This window comes from Haemophilus parainfluenzae ATCC 33392, assembly GCF_031191205.1.
Lineage (GTDB): Bacteria > Pseudomonadota > Gammaproteobacteria > Enterobacterales > Pasteurellaceae > Haemophilus_D > Haemophilus_D parainfluenzae.
In genome coordinates, this window is sequence record NZ_CP133470.1 from 892,694 (window position 1) to 908,083 (window position 15,390).

The 15,390-nt window shown below is 39.1% G+C and carries 11 protein-coding genes, 4 tRNA genes and 1 rRNA gene; 12 read left to right on the forward strand and 4 right to left on the reverse strand.

What is annotated here, in order from left to right; genetic code table 11:
- The first annotated feature begins 72 nt into the window (after nt 1–72).
- The 3 genes from RDV53_RS04350 to cydC all read left to right on the forward strand — a co-directional run bounded on the left by RDV53_RS04350 (nt 73) and on the right by cydC (nt 5,869).
- Nucleotides 73–2,403 carry a TonB-dependent hemoglobin/transferrin/lactoferrin family receptor gene (locus tag RDV53_RS04350; RefSeq protein ID WP_005695043.1) on the forward strand — a complete coding sequence of 777 codons (2,331 nt, stop codon included), beginning with the start codon at nt 73–75 and terminating at the stop codon, nt 2,401–2,403.
- Nucleotides 2,404–2,472: 69 nt separating this feature from the next.
- Entirely contained in the window at nt 2,473–4,218 is a 1,746-nt protein-coding gene (locus tag RDV53_RS04355; protein ID WP_032822467.1) for an ABC transporter ATP-binding protein/permease, read from the forward strand.
- On the forward strand, nt 4,211–5,869 hold the full coding sequence (cydC, locus tag RDV53_RS04360) for a thiol reductant ABC exporter subunit CydC (protein ID WP_005695045.1): 1,659 nt from the start codon (nt 4,211–4,213) through the stop codon (nt 5,867–5,869). Before RDV53_RS04355 ends, cydC begins: the two co-directional genes overlap by 8 nt.
- Before the next feature lie 39 nt (nt 5,870–5,908).
- On the opposite strand, the gene coaA is transcribed toward cydC, so the two are convergent.
- The gene (coaA, locus tag RDV53_RS04365; RefSeq protein ID WP_005695046.1) at nt 5,909–6,844 is read right to left on the reverse strand and encodes a type I pantothenate kinase; all 936 of its coding nucleotides are present in this window, start codon (nt 6,842–6,844) and stop codon (nt 5,909–5,911) included.
- A gap of 213 nt (nt 6,845–7,057) precedes the next feature.
- Between coaA and RDV53_RS04370 the strand changes: the two genes are divergently transcribed.
- The 7 genes from RDV53_RS04370 to crcB all read left to right on the forward strand — a co-directional run bounded on the left by RDV53_RS04370 (nt 7,058) and on the right by crcB (nt 10,103).
- Nucleotides 7,058–7,133 (forward strand) — tRNA-Thr (locus RDV53_RS04370).
- A gap of 30 nt (nt 7,134–7,163) precedes the next feature.
- A tRNA-Tyr gene (locus tag RDV53_RS04375) sits at nt 7,164–7,248 on the forward strand.
- A gap of 41 nt (nt 7,249–7,289) precedes the next feature.
- Nucleotides 7,290–7,364: transfer RNA gene (locus RDV53_RS04380), tRNA-Gly, on the forward strand.
- 3 nt (nt 7,365–7,367) lie between these two features.
- Nucleotides 7,368–7,443, forward strand: a tRNA-Thr gene (locus RDV53_RS04385).
- Nucleotides 7,444–7,546: 103 nt separating this feature from the next.
- Nucleotides 7,547–8,731, forward strand: coding sequence for an elongation factor Tu (gene tuf, locus RDV53_RS04390; RefSeq protein ID WP_005635637.1), 1,185 nt, complete (start codon nt 7,547–7,549; stop codon nt 8,729–8,731).
- 157 nt (nt 8,732–8,888) lie between these two features.
- Nucleotides 8,889–9,707 (forward strand): Cof-type HAD-IIB family hydrolase, encoded by an 819-nt coding sequence (locus RDV53_RS04395; RefSeq protein ID WP_005695047.1) that lies wholly within the window; start codon nt 8,889–8,891, stop codon nt 9,705–9,707.
- Complete coding sequence (gene crcB, locus RDV53_RS04400; protein WP_005695048.1) at nt 9,708–10,103, forward strand: fluoride efflux transporter CrcB; 396 nt, start codon at nt 9,708–9,710, stop codon at nt 10,101–10,103.
- On the opposite strand, the gene recX is transcribed toward crcB, so the two are convergent.
- The 3 genes from recX to RDV53_RS04415 all read right to left on the reverse strand — a co-directional run bounded on the left by recX (nt 10,078) and on the right by RDV53_RS04415 (nt 12,634).
- Nucleotides 10,078–10,530, reverse strand: a complete 453-nt coding sequence (gene recX, locus RDV53_RS04405) for a recombination regulator RecX (protein ID WP_032827499.1) — start codon at nt 10,528–10,530, stop codon at nt 10,078–10,080. The two genes, crcB and recX, sit on opposite strands and share 26 nt — an antisense overlap.
- Before the next feature lie 69 nt (nt 10,531–10,599).
- Nucleotides 10,600–11,655, reverse strand: coding sequence for a recombinase RecA (recA, locus tag RDV53_RS04410; RefSeq protein ID WP_005695051.1), 1,056 nt, complete (start codon nt 11,653–11,655; stop codon nt 10,600–10,602).
- Between the two features lie 136 nt (nt 11,656–11,791).
- Nucleotides 11,792–12,634 carry a patatin-like phospholipase family protein gene (locus tag RDV53_RS04415; RefSeq protein ID WP_005695052.1) on the reverse strand — a complete coding sequence of 281 codons (843 nt, stop codon included), beginning with the start codon at nt 12,632–12,634 and terminating at the stop codon, nt 11,792–11,794.
- Between the two features lie 230 nt (nt 12,635–12,864).
- Here RDV53_RS04415 and RDV53_RS04420 point away from each other — a divergent pair, with 230 nt between their 5' ends.
- Both RDV53_RS04420 and RDV53_RS04425 read left to right on the forward strand, forming a co-directional pair.
- Nucleotides 12,865–13,533 carry a TfoX/Sxy family DNA transformation protein gene (locus tag RDV53_RS04420; RefSeq protein ID WP_005695053.1) on the forward strand — a complete coding sequence of 223 codons (669 nt, stop codon included), beginning with the start codon at nt 12,865–12,867 and terminating at the stop codon, nt 13,531–13,533.
- A 311-nt stretch (nt 13,534–13,844) separates the two neighbouring features.
- Nucleotides 13,845–15,385 (forward strand): 16S ribosomal RNA (locus tag RDV53_RS04425).
- Nucleotides 15,386–15,390: the final 5 nt, after the last annotated feature.

Here is a 15,390-nt window from a genome sequence, read left to right on the forward strand (position 1 = left end):
CTCAATTTTATCTATTTTTTCCTATTATTCTTTTTTATAATTCTATCTGTTTTGCTATTTAAGGATAACAATATGAAAAAGAATACATTTTTAGCAGTGACCTATGGAATTTTGCCTATTGCTACGGCATCCATTTCTCCATCTTCTTTTGCAGAAGAACAATTAAAGACGATTAATGTTGAAGGTGAGCTGAGTGCAGAGCGACAAACGCAGTCAGCTGTTGAACATAAAACTGCATCAACTCTACAAAAAGAGTTAGTGAGAGATACTCGAGATCTTGTGCGTTATACCACAGATGTTGGGATTAGCGATAATGGACGATTCCTAAAAGGGTTTTCTATTCGTGGAGTAGAAGGTAATCGAGTTGGTATTAGTGTAGATGGTGTGAATTTGCCTGATAGTGAGGAAAACTCACTTTATGCGCGTTATGGCAATTTTAATCCTTCTCGTTTGAGTATTGATTCTGAGTTAGTTAGAGATATTGATATTGTTCGGGGCTCAGATGCACTTAATTCTGGTAGTGGTGCTTTAGGTGGCGGTGTTAATTACCATACTTTAGATGCACAAGATATTGTTAAATCTAATAATAAATTTGGTGCCTTATTACGTGGTGGATATGCTAGCAAAAATAGTGAGTGGGTCAGAACTCTAGGTGTTGGATATGTTGGCGATAAGGTGGATGCTGTTTTGATGTACTCACAACGTACAGGTCATGAAATTAAGAGTAGGGGGGAGGGACCTGAATTTAATTACACAAGAAGTCAACATCCAGATCCTGCTACCCACCGTTTTCATAGTTATTTAGCTAAGGTGGGCTATCAAATTACTTCACATCATAAGGTTGGTGTTGGTCTTAATGGGCAAAAAGGTAGTCGATATGTAGATGAACGTAGCTATACTTCATACGGAAGTGCTTGGCGTGAAGCGGATGATCAAAATAAACGTATTAATGTCAATGCATATTATCTCTATACGCCAGAATCTAATTACTTAGCATCCAGTAAATTGGATTTTGATTATCAAAAAACAGATTTGGCAGCGGTTAACTATAAAGGTCAGCGCAATTCGCAAACAAATGAAAAAGAATTGAGTGAAGTTTATGATCGTCGGATGAAAACTGTGTTTAAACGAATTTCTGCTGAATTAGAAAGCATGCCATTTAATTTGGGGGGCGAGCATGTCTTCTCTTTTAAAGCCTACGCAAGTGAACGAGAATTTAAAAACATTAACCATGATACCAATGAATTTGGATTAGACGACTGGTATACCATTCAAAGACCTGTAAAAACGAGAATATACGGTGCTTCACTAAAAGATCAAATTACATGGAATCCTCGTTTTGAAAGTGGTTGGAGACCGACATTCTCTGCAAATGTTGGTACTCGCTATGATTATGCTAAACTTTCTCCTAAAGCTTTAAATGCGGCCTGTAGTAAGGCTTGTTTAGCAGAAGGGGAACCAGCACAAAGTAGTTTTTCAAATTGGAGTGGTTTTCTTGGTTTAGATGCTCAAACAACAGATACTTGGAAATTTGGCTATCAATTGAGTACAGGTTATCGTATTCCTACTGCCACTGAATTATATTTCAGCTTTACTAATGCTTATGGTACATGGAAATCTAATCCAGGATTAAAGTCAGAACGAAGTATCAATCATACGCTTTTTGCTAAGGCACAAAATGAAAAAGGTATGCTTGATATTAACCTATATCAAACTCGTTATCGGAATTTCTTGTTTGAACAAGAAAGTATCATTGAACAAACTCAATATGGACGGACTTATCAAACGCCAATGCAACAAATGGTTAATGTCGATAATGCACGAGTAAGTGGTATTGAGGTAAAAGGAAGTCTTAATTTAGATACAGTCCTTTCAGCTCCAAAGGGATTAAAACTATATGGTGCATTAGGTTATAGCAAAGGCAAATTATCTAACTCAACCAGCATGCTTTCAATTCAACCGCTAAAAGCTGTTTTGGGGCTTGATTATGAGGAGCCAAATGGTAAATGGGGTATTTTTAGCCGATTAACCTACTTAGGTGGTAAAAAAGCAAAAGATGCGAAAACATTTGAAATTAAAACACGTTGTTTATCATGGACCAACGATCCTTGGTTAGGTGACTATTGTTCAAAAGAAGAGTTATATCAATCTGTTGAAAACTATAAATATCTTAATAAATCTGTTTATTTAGTTGATTTATTTGGATTCTATAAAGTGACTGAAGATATTACATTACGAGCAGGGGTATATAACCTTTTTGATAAAAAATATCATACTTGGGATGCTTTACGTGGTATCAATGCACATAGTACAACAAATAATATTGATAGAAATGGATTAGGTCTTGAACGCTTCTATGCACCTGGCCGAAACTTTGCAGCATCTGTTGAAATTCGTTTTTAATATTAAATTGTTTATAGCAAAGTACGCATAGTAATGTGCGTACTTCTTTTTGTTTTAGGAGCAATCATTATGATGATAGATAAACGCCTAATTAACACGGTGGCCGATAGTAAAAAATGGATTGGCATCACAGTGTTATGGAATTGGGTGGCGTTAATTGGTGGAATTATTAGTGCTGTCGTATTTTCTTATATTTTACAGGCGGCTTATTTTAATGAATTAGGCCCGATAAGTGCGGTCATTTTGGGCATTGTTTTAATTGCCGCTTTGGCATTGCGTGCCTTTGCGGGTAAAAAATCGGTGCAGGCCTCTTATTTTGCTAGTACGAAAGTCAAACATGAGCTGCGTAGCCTCATCTATCGCAAATTGGCTTCGATGCCACTTAACCAAGTGAATCAACAATCTACGTCAAACATTATCCAAGTGGCCTCAGAAGGTGTGGAACAACTTGAAATCTATTTCGGACGTTATTTACCTCAGCTTTTTTATAGCTTGCTTGCCCCGCTCACACTCTTTGCTTTTCTGATCTTTTTCAGCTTTAAAACAGCCGTGATTTTGCTGATTTGCGTGCCGCTTATCCCTATGTCGATCATTGCGGTGAATAAAATTGCGAAAAAACTTTTGGCAAAATATTGGTCGATTTATGTGGGATTAGGCAGCAGCTTTTTAGATAACCTACAAGGTTTAATCACGCTGAAAATCTATCAAGATGATGCTTATAAAGCGAAAGCAATGGATGAAGAAGCGGAACATTTCCGCAAAATTACCATGAAAGTACTTACCATGCAGCTTAATTCGGTGTCACTCATGGATTTACTGGCTTACGGTGGTGCGGCAATCGGGATTTTAACGGCTTTGTTGCAATTTCAAGCCGATCAATTAACCGTATTAGGTGTCATTTTATTTATTCTACTTTCTTCTGAATTCTTTATTCCACTTCGTTTATTGGGTTCTTTCTTCCATGTGGCGATGAATGGTAAAGCGGCATCAGATAAGATTTTCACATTGTTAGATACGCCAGTGGAAACTCAAACTCAAGCGGTCGATTTTGCAGCGAAAAATGCTATTCAGGTGGATATTCAAGATTTGCATTTTGCTTACAGCGAAGAGAAACCAGCAATTACAGGCTTAGATTTAAGCATCTTACCAAATCAGCTTACGGTCTTTGTGGGTAAAAGTGGTTGTGGTAAATCCACTTTGGTTTCGTTGCTAATGGGCTTTAATAAGGCGCAACAAGGTAAGATTTTGTTCAATGGTCAAGAAATTCAAGAGATTGATCGTCATTCGTTTTATGAAAAAGTCTCTCTAGTGAGCCACAGCAGTTATGTATTTAAAGGCTCATTACGTGAAAATATGACGATGGCTAAAGTTGATGCCACAGATGAGCAAATTTATGCGTATTTAGAACAAGTCAATTTGGCGCAATTCGTTCGAGATAATGGTGGATTAGATATGCCGTTATTAAGTCGTGGTGCGAATTTATCTGGCGGTCAAATCCAACGTTTAGCCCTAGCGCGTGCTTTATTACACAATGCGGCGCTTTATATTTTTGATGAAGCAACCAGTAACATTGATGTAGAGAGCGAAGAAATTATTTTGCAGTTCATTCAGCAATTTAAACAACAAAAAACCATTGTGATGATTTCCCATCGCTTGGCCAATGCCGTGAATGCGGACTGCATTAATGTGCTTGAACAAGGTAAATTGATTGAGCAAGGCACGCATAAAGAACTCATGGCAAAACAAGGTGCGTATGCTGAAATGTTCCAACAACAAAAAGATTTAGAACAAATTAGAGAGGTGGCAAATGCGTAAAAATGGTTTTGTTGTGATGGGGCATTTGTTGAAACTAGTGACCCCACTGGCGCATATCATGGCGTTTACTATCACCATGGGAACGCTCGGTTTTCTTGCCGCTATCTTTATCATGGTGCTTGGAGCGATGGGTTTAGTAAATTTATTAAACTTTGACACCCATTTAAGTTTTTCTGGAATTTTGACCGCACTTATCGTGTTAGCGGTGGCTCGTGGCGCATTGCGTTATTTAGAGCAAATGTCAGGGCACTATATTGCTTTTAAATTATTGGCATTATTGCGCGATAAAGTATTTTCTTCCTTACGCCGTTTGGCTTTTGTGAAATTGCAAGACAAACAAGCGGGGCAATTAGTATCCTTGGTAACTAATGATATCGAATTGCTCGAAGTGTTCTATGCGCACACCATTGCACCAATTATGATCGCATTTTTTACTTCTGCGATTTTATTGTTGGTCTTCGCTCATCTTTCAGGTTGGTTTGTGGTTGTAGCATTAGCCGCTTATTTAACGGTAGGTGTGATTCTACCAATTATCACCACCAAATTGGCGCGTGAAGATGGCAGACGCTATCGTGAATTAGTAGGCGAAATGAATGACTTCTTCCTCGACAGTGTACGAGGTATGAAAGAAATTCAGCTTTTCGGTTATGCAAAAAAGCGTTTAGATGAAATTCAACAACGCAGCCAAAAAATCGATACAGCTTTTGAGCGCATTAAAGCTCAAGAAGCCAAAGTGCGCGTTTACACTGAAGTGGCAGTATCGGCGTTTAACATCATTATGTTATTCACGGGCTTAATTTTGTTTAGTCTAGATAAGATTGATTTCTCAGCCTTTTTAATTGGCGTGATTTTATTGATGTCGAGCTATGGCCCGGTTATTGCATTAAGTAACCTTTCAAGCAACTTGTTACAAACCTTGGCTTCAGGTGAGCGTGTATTAAGCTTGCTAGCAGAAGAACCCGAATTAAAAGACGTAGAAAATGCGGTCGATTTAAAAGATGTTTCTCGCATTGATGTTGAGAACGTAAGTTTTGCTTATGGTGAAGAACAAATTTTATCGGATGTTAGTTTATCTGTGAAAAAAGGTGAAATCTTAGGGATTCACGGCAGAAGCGGTAGCGGTAAAAGTACCTTGTTAAAACTGCTGATGCGTTTTTATGATCCTAAATCGGGTAGCATTAAAATTAACGGTGAAACCTTACCGAATATCAATACCTGTAGTTTACGAGACAATATGGCGTACATTACTCAGCAAACCTATATTTTCAACGAAACCATCGAGGAAAATATTCGCCTTGCGCGCCGTGATGCCAGGTTAGAAGAAATTATGGAAGCTGCGAAGAAAGCGTCAATTCATGATTTCATTTTAAGCTTGCCAGAAGGCTATCAAACGAAAATGACGGAATTAGGCGGTAACCTCTCTGATGGTGAAAAACAGCGTATCGGTATTGCTCGTGCATTCCTACACAACGCACCGATTATTTTACTCGATGAACCGACCAGTAATTTGGATAGCTTAAACGAAGCGATGATTTTGAAATCATTGTTGAACGTGAAAGCAGAAAAATTGATTATTCTCGTGAGTCATCGTCAATCTACCATGGCGATTTGCGATCAGGTGATTGGCATTGAGAATGGAAGAATGTCGTAAGGCAGTGAGAAAAAGAGCGGTCAAATTGACCGCTCTTTTTTATTTTCTTAATTTCACTAATTCAACTTCGTGATTTTCACCTTTTCTAAGAATCAGATTGGCGCGCTCACGAGTCGGCAGAATGTTTTGTTTTAAATTCAATCCATTAATGTTATCCCAAATGTTGCTAGCCGTTTCAATGGCTTCTTGCTCAGAGAGATTCGCATAATGTTTAAAATAGGAATCCGGATTAGTGAAAGCACTTTGACGGAATTTTAAGAATCGCTTTATGTACCATTCTTTAAGTAAGTTCTCGTCAGCATCAACATAAATGGAGAAGTCCACAAAATCAGATACGAAGGTTTGATTCGCTTTATTTGAACCCGTTTGGAGAACATTTAACCCTTCTAAAATTAAAATATCTGGTTGATCGACAATATCGAACTTATCAGGAACAATATCGTAAGTTAGATGAGAATAAATAGGCGACTTTACCGATGGCTTGCCTGATTTGATATCAGCTAAAAAACGAATTAATTTGGCCGTATCATAAGAAATAGGAAAGCCTTTTTTCTGTAGCAAATCATCTTTTTTAAGTTTCTCTAATGGATAAAGAAAACCATCAGTAGTAATTAGATCAACTTTTCGTTCGGTAGGCCAGTGGGTCAGCAAAGATTGCAAAATACGTGCCGATGTACTTTTCCCAACAGCAACACTACCTGCGATACTAATGATGTAAGGGACTTTAGGGCTTTGTCCACCAAGAAAACGATTTAAAACCGTTTGGCGACGAAGGTTTTCATCAATATAGTAGTTGATGAGACGTGCAAGCGGCAGATAAATGGTGCTGACTTCATCAAGAGAAAGCTCTTCATTAAAACCTAAAAGCGGTTTGAGATCTTGCTCCGTTAATTTTAGCGGAACAGATTTTCTTAATTCAGCCCATTGTTGACGACTAAAGTTCAGAAAGGGGGTGAGTTGTTCTGTAATTTCCAAGGTGCTTTATATTTGGAGTGAAAAAATTGGACAAAATATACCCTATAAATGAGTTGTGATCATCGTTTTTTATCAAAATTGGTGAGTTTTAAAACAAGAATGTGGCTTTTTGCTTGTAAATTAGGCGAATAGTTAAAAAAAACGTATTTTTCATAAAAAAAACTTGTCAGGCATAAAATTTTCCATATAATACGCCTCACTTGCTTACAACACGCCGACTTAGCTCAGTAGGTAGAGCAACTGACTTGTAATCAGTAGGTCACCAGTTCGATTCCGGTAGTCGGCACCATCCTTTGGTAAACAAGTATTCATTTAGTGTGGAGGGGTTCCCGAGCGGCCAAAGGGGGCAGACTGTAAATCTGTTGGCTCAGCCTTCGAAGGTTCGAATCCTTCTCCCTCCACCATTTTCTAAATGAATTCTGATGGGACAGATGAATTTAGGACTGCGGGCATCGTATAATGGCTATTACCTTAGCCTTCCAAGCTAATGATGCGGGTTCGATTCCCGCTGCCCGCTCCAAACGCTGATATAGCTCAGTTGGTAGAGCGCACCCTTGGTAAGGGTGAGGTCGGCGGTTCAAATCCGCCTATCAGCACCAGCCTTCCAAATTCCTCTCTCCTTATTAAGTAGTAATGATTTTATTGGTTAATGTGGTTTAATTTACCCATCGATAACCGTGTCTATTTAGAGGGACTCTTTAAATGTCTAAAGAAAAATTTGAACGTACAAAACCGCACGTAAACGTGGGTACAATCGGCCACGTTGACCACGGTAAAACAACTTTAACAGCAGCAATCACAACCGTATTAGCAAAACACTACGGTGGTGCAGCTCGTGCATTCGACCAAATCGATAACGCGCCAGAAGAAAAAGCGCGTGGTATCACCATCAACACCTCACACGTTGAATACGATACTCCAACTCGTCACTACGCACACGTTGACTGCCCAGGACACGCGGACTATGTTAAAAACATGATTACCGGTGCGGCACAAATGGATGGTGCAATCTTAGTAGTAGCAGCGACAGATGGTCCTATGCCACAAACTCGTGAGCACATCTTATTAGGTCGCCAAGTAGGTGTACCTTACATCATCGTATTCTTAAACAAATGCGACATGGTAGATGACGAAGAGTTATTAGAATTAGTAGAAATGGAAGTTCGTGAACTTCTTTCTCAATATGATTTCCCAGGTGATGATACACCAATCGTACGTGGTTCTGCATTACAAGCATTAAACGGCGTTGCAGAATGGGAAGAAAAAATCCTTGAGTTAGCAAACCACTTAGATACTTACATTCCTGAACCAGAGCGTGCAATTGACCAGCCGTTCCTTCTTCCAATCGAAGACGTGTTCTCAATTTCAGGTCGTGGTACAGTAGTAACAGGTCGTGTTGAGCGTGGTATCATCCGCACTGGTGATGAAGTTGAAATCGTAGGTATCAAACCAACAGCGAAAACAACTGTAACTGGTGTTGAAATGTTCCGTAAATTACTTGACGAAGGTCGTGCAGGTGAGAACATTGGTGCATTATTACGTGGTACCAAACGTGAAGAAATCGAACGTGGTCAAGTATTAGCGAAACCAGGTTCAATCACTCCACACACAGACTTCGAATCAGAAGTTTACGTATTATCAAAAGATGAAGGTGGTCGTCACACTCCATTCTTCAAAGGTTACCGTCCACAATTCTATTTCCGTACAACTGACGTAACTGGTACAATTGAATTACCAGAAGGCGTGGAAATGGTAATGCCTGGTGATAACATCAAAATGACAGTAAGCTTAATCCACCCAATCGCGATGGACCAAGGTTTACGTTTCGCAATCCGTGAAGGTGGCCGTACAGTAGGTGCTGGCGTTGTTGCGAAAATCATCAAATAATTGATGTATTAACTGTAACAAGTTAGATAAAGAAGGCGTATCGAAAGATACGCCTTTTTGTTTTTTATCAATGAATGTCGTTTTTTTGATAGAAAGTGCGGTCAAAAATCGTGTTGTTTTGGTATGATACAGATTCATTTTTTATACGGGTGTTTTTATGCAACAACTTCCATTTAAAGCCGTTGTTTCTGATCTTGACGGTACATTACTCAATGCTAATCATGTAATTGGTGATTTTACAATTGAGATATTAAATAAATTAGAACAAAAAGGTGTTGATATTATTTTAGCGACAGGCCGTAATCACACGGATGTTTCTTCTATTTTAGGTAAGATAGGTGCTGAGCATGCTGTAATGATCACTTCCAATGGTGCGAGAGTACGCGACCTAAAAGGTAACCTTATTTATAGCAATAGTCTTCCAGAAGAAATCGTGCTTGAGTTATATAAAATTCCTTTTGATCGTACCAAGATTTGTATCAATACTTATCAAGATGATGGTTGGTTTATCAATATAGATGTGCCTGAATTAGCAAAATATCACAAGGATTCAGGTTTCATGTATGAGGTGGTTGATTTCACAAAACATCACGGAAGAGGAACTGAAAAAGTATTTTTTATTGCTCGTGATCCAAAAGATCTTGTGGAGCTGGAAGATTATCTTAGAACGCATTTTGGTGATAAAACGACGATTGTTTATTCTGCTGTGACTTGCTTAGAGGTCATGAACAAAAATGTATCTAAAGGTGATGCACTAGCTCATCTATTAGAAAATAGAAATTATGGATTAAAAGATTGTATTGCTTTTGGCGATGGTCAGAATGATGTTGAAATGCTTTCTTTGGCTGGTAAAGGTTATGTGATGGCAAATGCTGATCCTCGTTTAAAAGAAGCTTGCCCTGAATTGGAAGAGATTGGGTTCAATAAAGACGAAGCGGTAGCCAAACATTTGGCGGAGCTTTTTGGTATCAAATAAATGTTTCAGTCGCTTATTCTTGTTAGCACAGGCGCAGCCATCGGAGCATCCTTACGATGGGGATTGGGTCTTTGGTTGAATTCACTATTTAGCACACTTGCATTTGGTACACTTGTGGCGAACTTTATTGGCTGTTTTTTGATGGGGATTTTAGTGGTCGCCTTTTGGTTATTTCCTCAATTTAGCCCTGAATGGCGATTATTCTTAGTGACTGGATTTCTTGGTGCTCTCACCACCTTTTCTTCTTTTTCAGGCGAAGTAATAGAACTCTTTTTTAAAGAAGAGTGGGTAAATGGATTGTTCGTTTTAGTTAGCCATTTAGTTGGTTGTTTAATTTTTACAGTATTAGGGATTTATTTCTTTAGGTTCATCAGTCTTCTATTCCATTTCCGATAAAATCGCTAAATTCTTCAGAATAAAATCCATGAGAGAGCATATACTGCCAAATTTTTTGTTTGCTTTTGATTGGTTGAGGTTCTGCATAATTAGGAAACTTTTTGTGTAGAACCTTTTCTGCTATTTCAATCCAATTAATTTCACTTTCTGCGAGGACTTCATTGATTACGTCTGAAGGGACACCTTTTAGTTGACGTAATTCTTGTTTGATACGATTTGCACCATACCCACGCTGCGAACGTGCGTGTAAATAATTTTCAGCAAATCGTTTATCATTTTGCCAGTTTTTTTTCTGACAGTAAGCAATCGTTTCATCGATCTCATCTTCTGTAAATGCTTTTTCCTGCATTTTATTGCGTAGTTCAAATTCGCTATATTCACGTCGAGCAAGTAAATTAACGACATAGCTTAAAGCAAGAGAAGACATAGAAATTCCTTTTAGGTGAAATACGGTTGAAATGAAAAGTGCGGTCAATTTTGACCGCACTTTTAGTGATTAGAAATCACTTTCTGCGTCATCGGTAGGTTGTTCAATATCAGCCATTAATGCTTGTTCTGGGTTAGCGACTAATTCAGCACGAAGCTTCGCTTCAAGTTCGTCTGATTTCGCAGGGTTTTCATGTAACCATTTCATTGCATTAGCTTTACCTTGACCAATTTTTTCACCGTTATATGCATACCACGCACCAGATTTCTCAACAAGTTTGTGTTTAACACCGAGTTCAATTAATTCTCCAGCTTTGGAAATCCCTTCTCCGTAAAGAATTTGGAAATCAACTTGGCGGAAAGGTGCTGCTAATTTATTTTTTACGACTTTAACACGAGTTTCGTTACCAATTACCTCATCTCCATCTTTAACTGAACCAGTACGACGGATATCTAAACGAACAGAAGAGTAGAATTTTAGCGCGTTACCACCAGTTGTGGTTTCTGGGTTACCAAACATGACACCTATTTTCATACGAATTTGGTTAATAAAGATAACAAGGCAGTTTGCATTTTTGATTTGACCAGTTAATTTACGTAGCGCTTGAGACATTAAACGCGCTTGTAAACCCATGTGTGAATCACCCATTTCGCCTTCAATTTCAGCTTTCGGGGTAAGTGCAGCAACCGAGTCCACAATGACGACATCTACAGCGCCAGAACGTACTAATGCATCACAAATTTCAAGTGCTTGTTCACCATTATCTGGCTGGGAGACTAAAAGTTCTTTAACATCAACACCAAGTTTTGCTGCATAAATAGGATCAAGCGCATGCTCCGCATCAATAAACGCACAAGTTTTACCTACTTTTTGTGCTTGAGCGATAACAGATAAAGTTAAAGTTGTTTTACCAGAAGATTCAGGTCCAAAAATTTCAACAATACGACCCATTGGTAAACCACCAATACCAAGAGCGACATCAAGACCTAAAGAACCAGTTGAAACAGATTCTACATCAAGGGCTTGAGTATCACCCAATTTCATAATTGAGCCTTTACCGAATTGCTTTTCAATTTGACCAAGTGCTGCGGCGAGCGCTTTTTGCTTTTCTTCTTGAGTTGCCATATAAAACCTTCTTGAATAGAGTTATCTAAATTTGGCTAGATTATATCTGTATTGATGTACAGTATCAAGAGAAAATTTTTTCCTTGACGAAAAAATGTGAACCAGATTCCAAAATTGAGAAATAGTTTATTTAAAATCAACTTGTTAAGTATTTTTTTAGATCTTGAATTTGTGCTGAGAGAATTTTTTCACCTAGTTCATATACAGTTCTTATTTTGGTTTTATCTCGTTCTAATCGACCTATATTGAGCGGTACATTTGGACGGATTACAAAGATTTTATTTTGTTTTTCTAAACGAATGATTTCTTCTACTTGTTCATTATAAGTGCGGTAGCGATTTTCTAAGGTTTTAACTAAGTGTGGATATTTGCGATAAAAAAGTTTGAATAAAAAAGAAGAAGATTTTGTTTTACGGTAGTCGATAGGTTGGGTTAAAATGACGATGATTTTATCACAACCGAGCTCTTGTGCTTTTTCAAATGGAATACTATCAGCAATTCCACCGTCTAGATATTTTTGCCCATTGATTTCCACAAATTGCGAGACAAAAGGCATGGCCGAGGTTGCTCTGAAGTATTCCATTTCTTTGAAAACATTTTCGATTTTGAAATATTCAGCTTTACCATTCTCAATGTTTGTCGCTGCCAAATAGAAATCAATGTGAGATTTTTCGAACTCATTTTGATCAAAAGGGTCGAGATTAAAGGGGAGATCATAGAAAGCAAAATCTTTATTGACAATGTTGCCTGTTGTAAAAAGGCTATGAAATCCCATGTACCGTTTATCTTTAAGATACTTTAGGTTGTATCTTAATGCTCTTTCTTTTTGATTGGATGCATAATTTATGCCAAATAATGCGCCCGCAGAAACGCCAATAATTTTATCTATTTCAATGTGTTGTCCCATGAGTGTATCAAGGACACCTGCTGTAAACATCCCTCTCATGCCGCCGCCTTCAAGAACAAGTCCAGTTATCATTATTTATTCCTATATATTACAAATTTTTAGTAGGCTTAAGTTGTTAATTATAATCTTGTTTTATCAAATCTACTTGTTTATTTTTAAATAAATTTTACATTTGCGATCTATCTCACAAAATTGAAAAAATCTTTTAGTTATACCTGATTGATTATGATATAACTATTCTATAGTGGTGCTTCTTAGTTATAGCTAAATAAAATAAACTTTACTCTAAGGAGAGCTTTAAAATGAAAATCCTAACAATACCCAATGATAATATTATCAGAGTGTGTAATTTGCTAAATCAACTGATTGGAGATGTAACAAGCAAAAACCTATTTACTGGATATGGATTATTCCATAAAGATAAGGATATGTTTGCTGTTTGGATTAATAATAAGGTTTACTTGAGGGCTAAAGGTGAACTTTCTGTAAAATTAAAAGGGCTGGGCTGCAAAGCCTTTGCAACAAATGAACTCAATAAACGCTTTGTGTTATCTGATTATTATGCTTTAACTGAAAGTATCTTGAAAGATAATGTCTTAATGAGAACTTTGATCATTCTTTCAATAACTCAAATAAGGAAGGAAAAACTCGAGTCTGCGCTCTCTAAGATTGGACGGATTCGTGATTTACCGAATTTATCTATTAAATATGAACGAGCACTAAAGAAAGTCGGTATTGATAATGTGGATATCTTACGACAAATAGGTGCTGAAAATGCAATTGTTCGTTTGAAAAAAGCGGATATTGGTGCAACTGAAGCTTTTTATTGGCGACTTCGTGGCGCTTTAGAAAATCGTAATTGTGAGTTTTATACTGAGAAAGAAAAGGAGAAAGGGCTTAATAAACTTAATGAAATACTTTCTGCAAATGGATTTAGGCGCTGTAAACGGACTTTAAAAAAGGTTGAATAGACTTACTTAAAGGCTGTTGCGTCTAAAAAATCATCTATTGATCAAATTTTTTTAAAAAGTGCTTGCGCGGACTCCAAAAATCCCTATAATGCACTCCACACAACGACGCGCTGTTGTGACTCTTAAGAAAAACCGGTGCGTCGTTCTTTTTTGCTCTTTAACAATATATCAGACAATCTGTGTGGGCACTTGTTGATTGACTTGTTTTAAAAATATTTTTAATTTTGAAGTCTTAATAGGTGCTAACTAGAAATTCATAATACTTTTTAAGTAGTGACATTTTATGTCAGCAGTATTGAGCGATTGAACTTGAATTGAAGAGTTTGATCATGGCTCAGATTGAACGCTGGCGGCAGGCTTAACACATGCAAGTCGAACGGTAACATAAAGAAGCTTGCTTCTTTGATGACGAGTGGCGGACGGGTGAGTAATGCTTGGGAATCTGGCTTATGGAGGGGGATAACTACGGGAAACTGTAGCTAATACCGCGTAGAATCGAGAGATGAAAGTGTGGGACCTTCGGGCCACATGCCATAGGATGAGCCCAAGTGGGATTAGGTAGTTGGTGAGGTAAAGGCTCACCAAGCCGACGATCTCTAGCTGGTCTGAGAGGATGACCAGCCACACTGGGACTGAGACACGGCCCAGACTCCTACGGGAGGCAGCAGTGGGGAATATTGCGCAATGGGGGCAACCCTGACGCAGCCATGCCGCGTGAATGAAGAAGGCCTTCGGGTTGTAAAGTTCTTTCGGTAGCGAGGAAGGCATTTAGTTTAATAGACTAGGTGATTGACGTTAACTACAGAAGAAGCACCGGCTAACTCCGTGCCAGCAGCCGCGGTAATACGGAGGGTGCGAGCGTTAATCGGAATAACTGGGCGTAAAGGGCACGCAGGCGGTGACTTAAGTGAGGTGTGAAAGCCCCGGGCTTAACCTGGGAATTGCATTTCATACTGGGTCGCTAGAGTACTTTAGGGAGGGGTAGAATTCCACGTGTAGCGGTGAAATGCGTAGAGATGTGGAGGAATACCGAAGGCGAAGGCAGCCCCTTGGGAATGTACTGACGCTCATGTGCGAAAGCGTGGGGAGCAAACAGGATTAGATACCCTGGTAGTCCACGCTGTAAACGATGTCGATTTGGGGGTTGAGCTTTAAGCTTGGCGCCCGTAGCTAACGTGATAAATCGACCGCCTGGGGAGTACGGCCGCAAGGTTAAAACTCAAATGAATTGACGGGGGCCCGCACAAGCGGTGGAGCATGTGGTTTAATTCGATGCAACGCGAAGAACCTTACCTACTCTTGACATCCAGAGAACATTCCAGAGATGGATTGGTGCCTTCGGGAACTCTGAGACAGGTGCTGCATGGCTGTCGTCAGCTCGTGTTGTGAAATGTTGGGTTAAGTCCCGCAACGAGCGCAACCCTTATCCTTTGTTGCCAGCGATTCGGTCGGGAACTCAAAGGAGACTGCCGGTGATAAACCGGAGGAAGGTGGGGATGACGTCAAGTCATCATGGCCCTTACGAGTAGGGCTACACACGTGCTACAATGGCGTATACAGAGGGAAGCGAGAGTGCGAGCTGGAGCGAATCTCACAAAGTACGTCTAAGTCCGGATTGGAGTCTGCAACTCGACTCCATGAAGTCGGAATCGCTAGTAATCGCAAATCAGAATGTTGCGGTGAATACGTTCCCGGGCCTTGTACACACCGCCCGTCACACCATGGGAGTGGGTTGTACCAGAAGTAGATAGCTTAACCTTCGGGGGGGGCGTTTACCACGGTATGATTCATGACTGGGGTGAAGTCGTAACAAGGTAACCGTAGGGGAACCTGCGGTTGGATCACCTCCTTACCAAA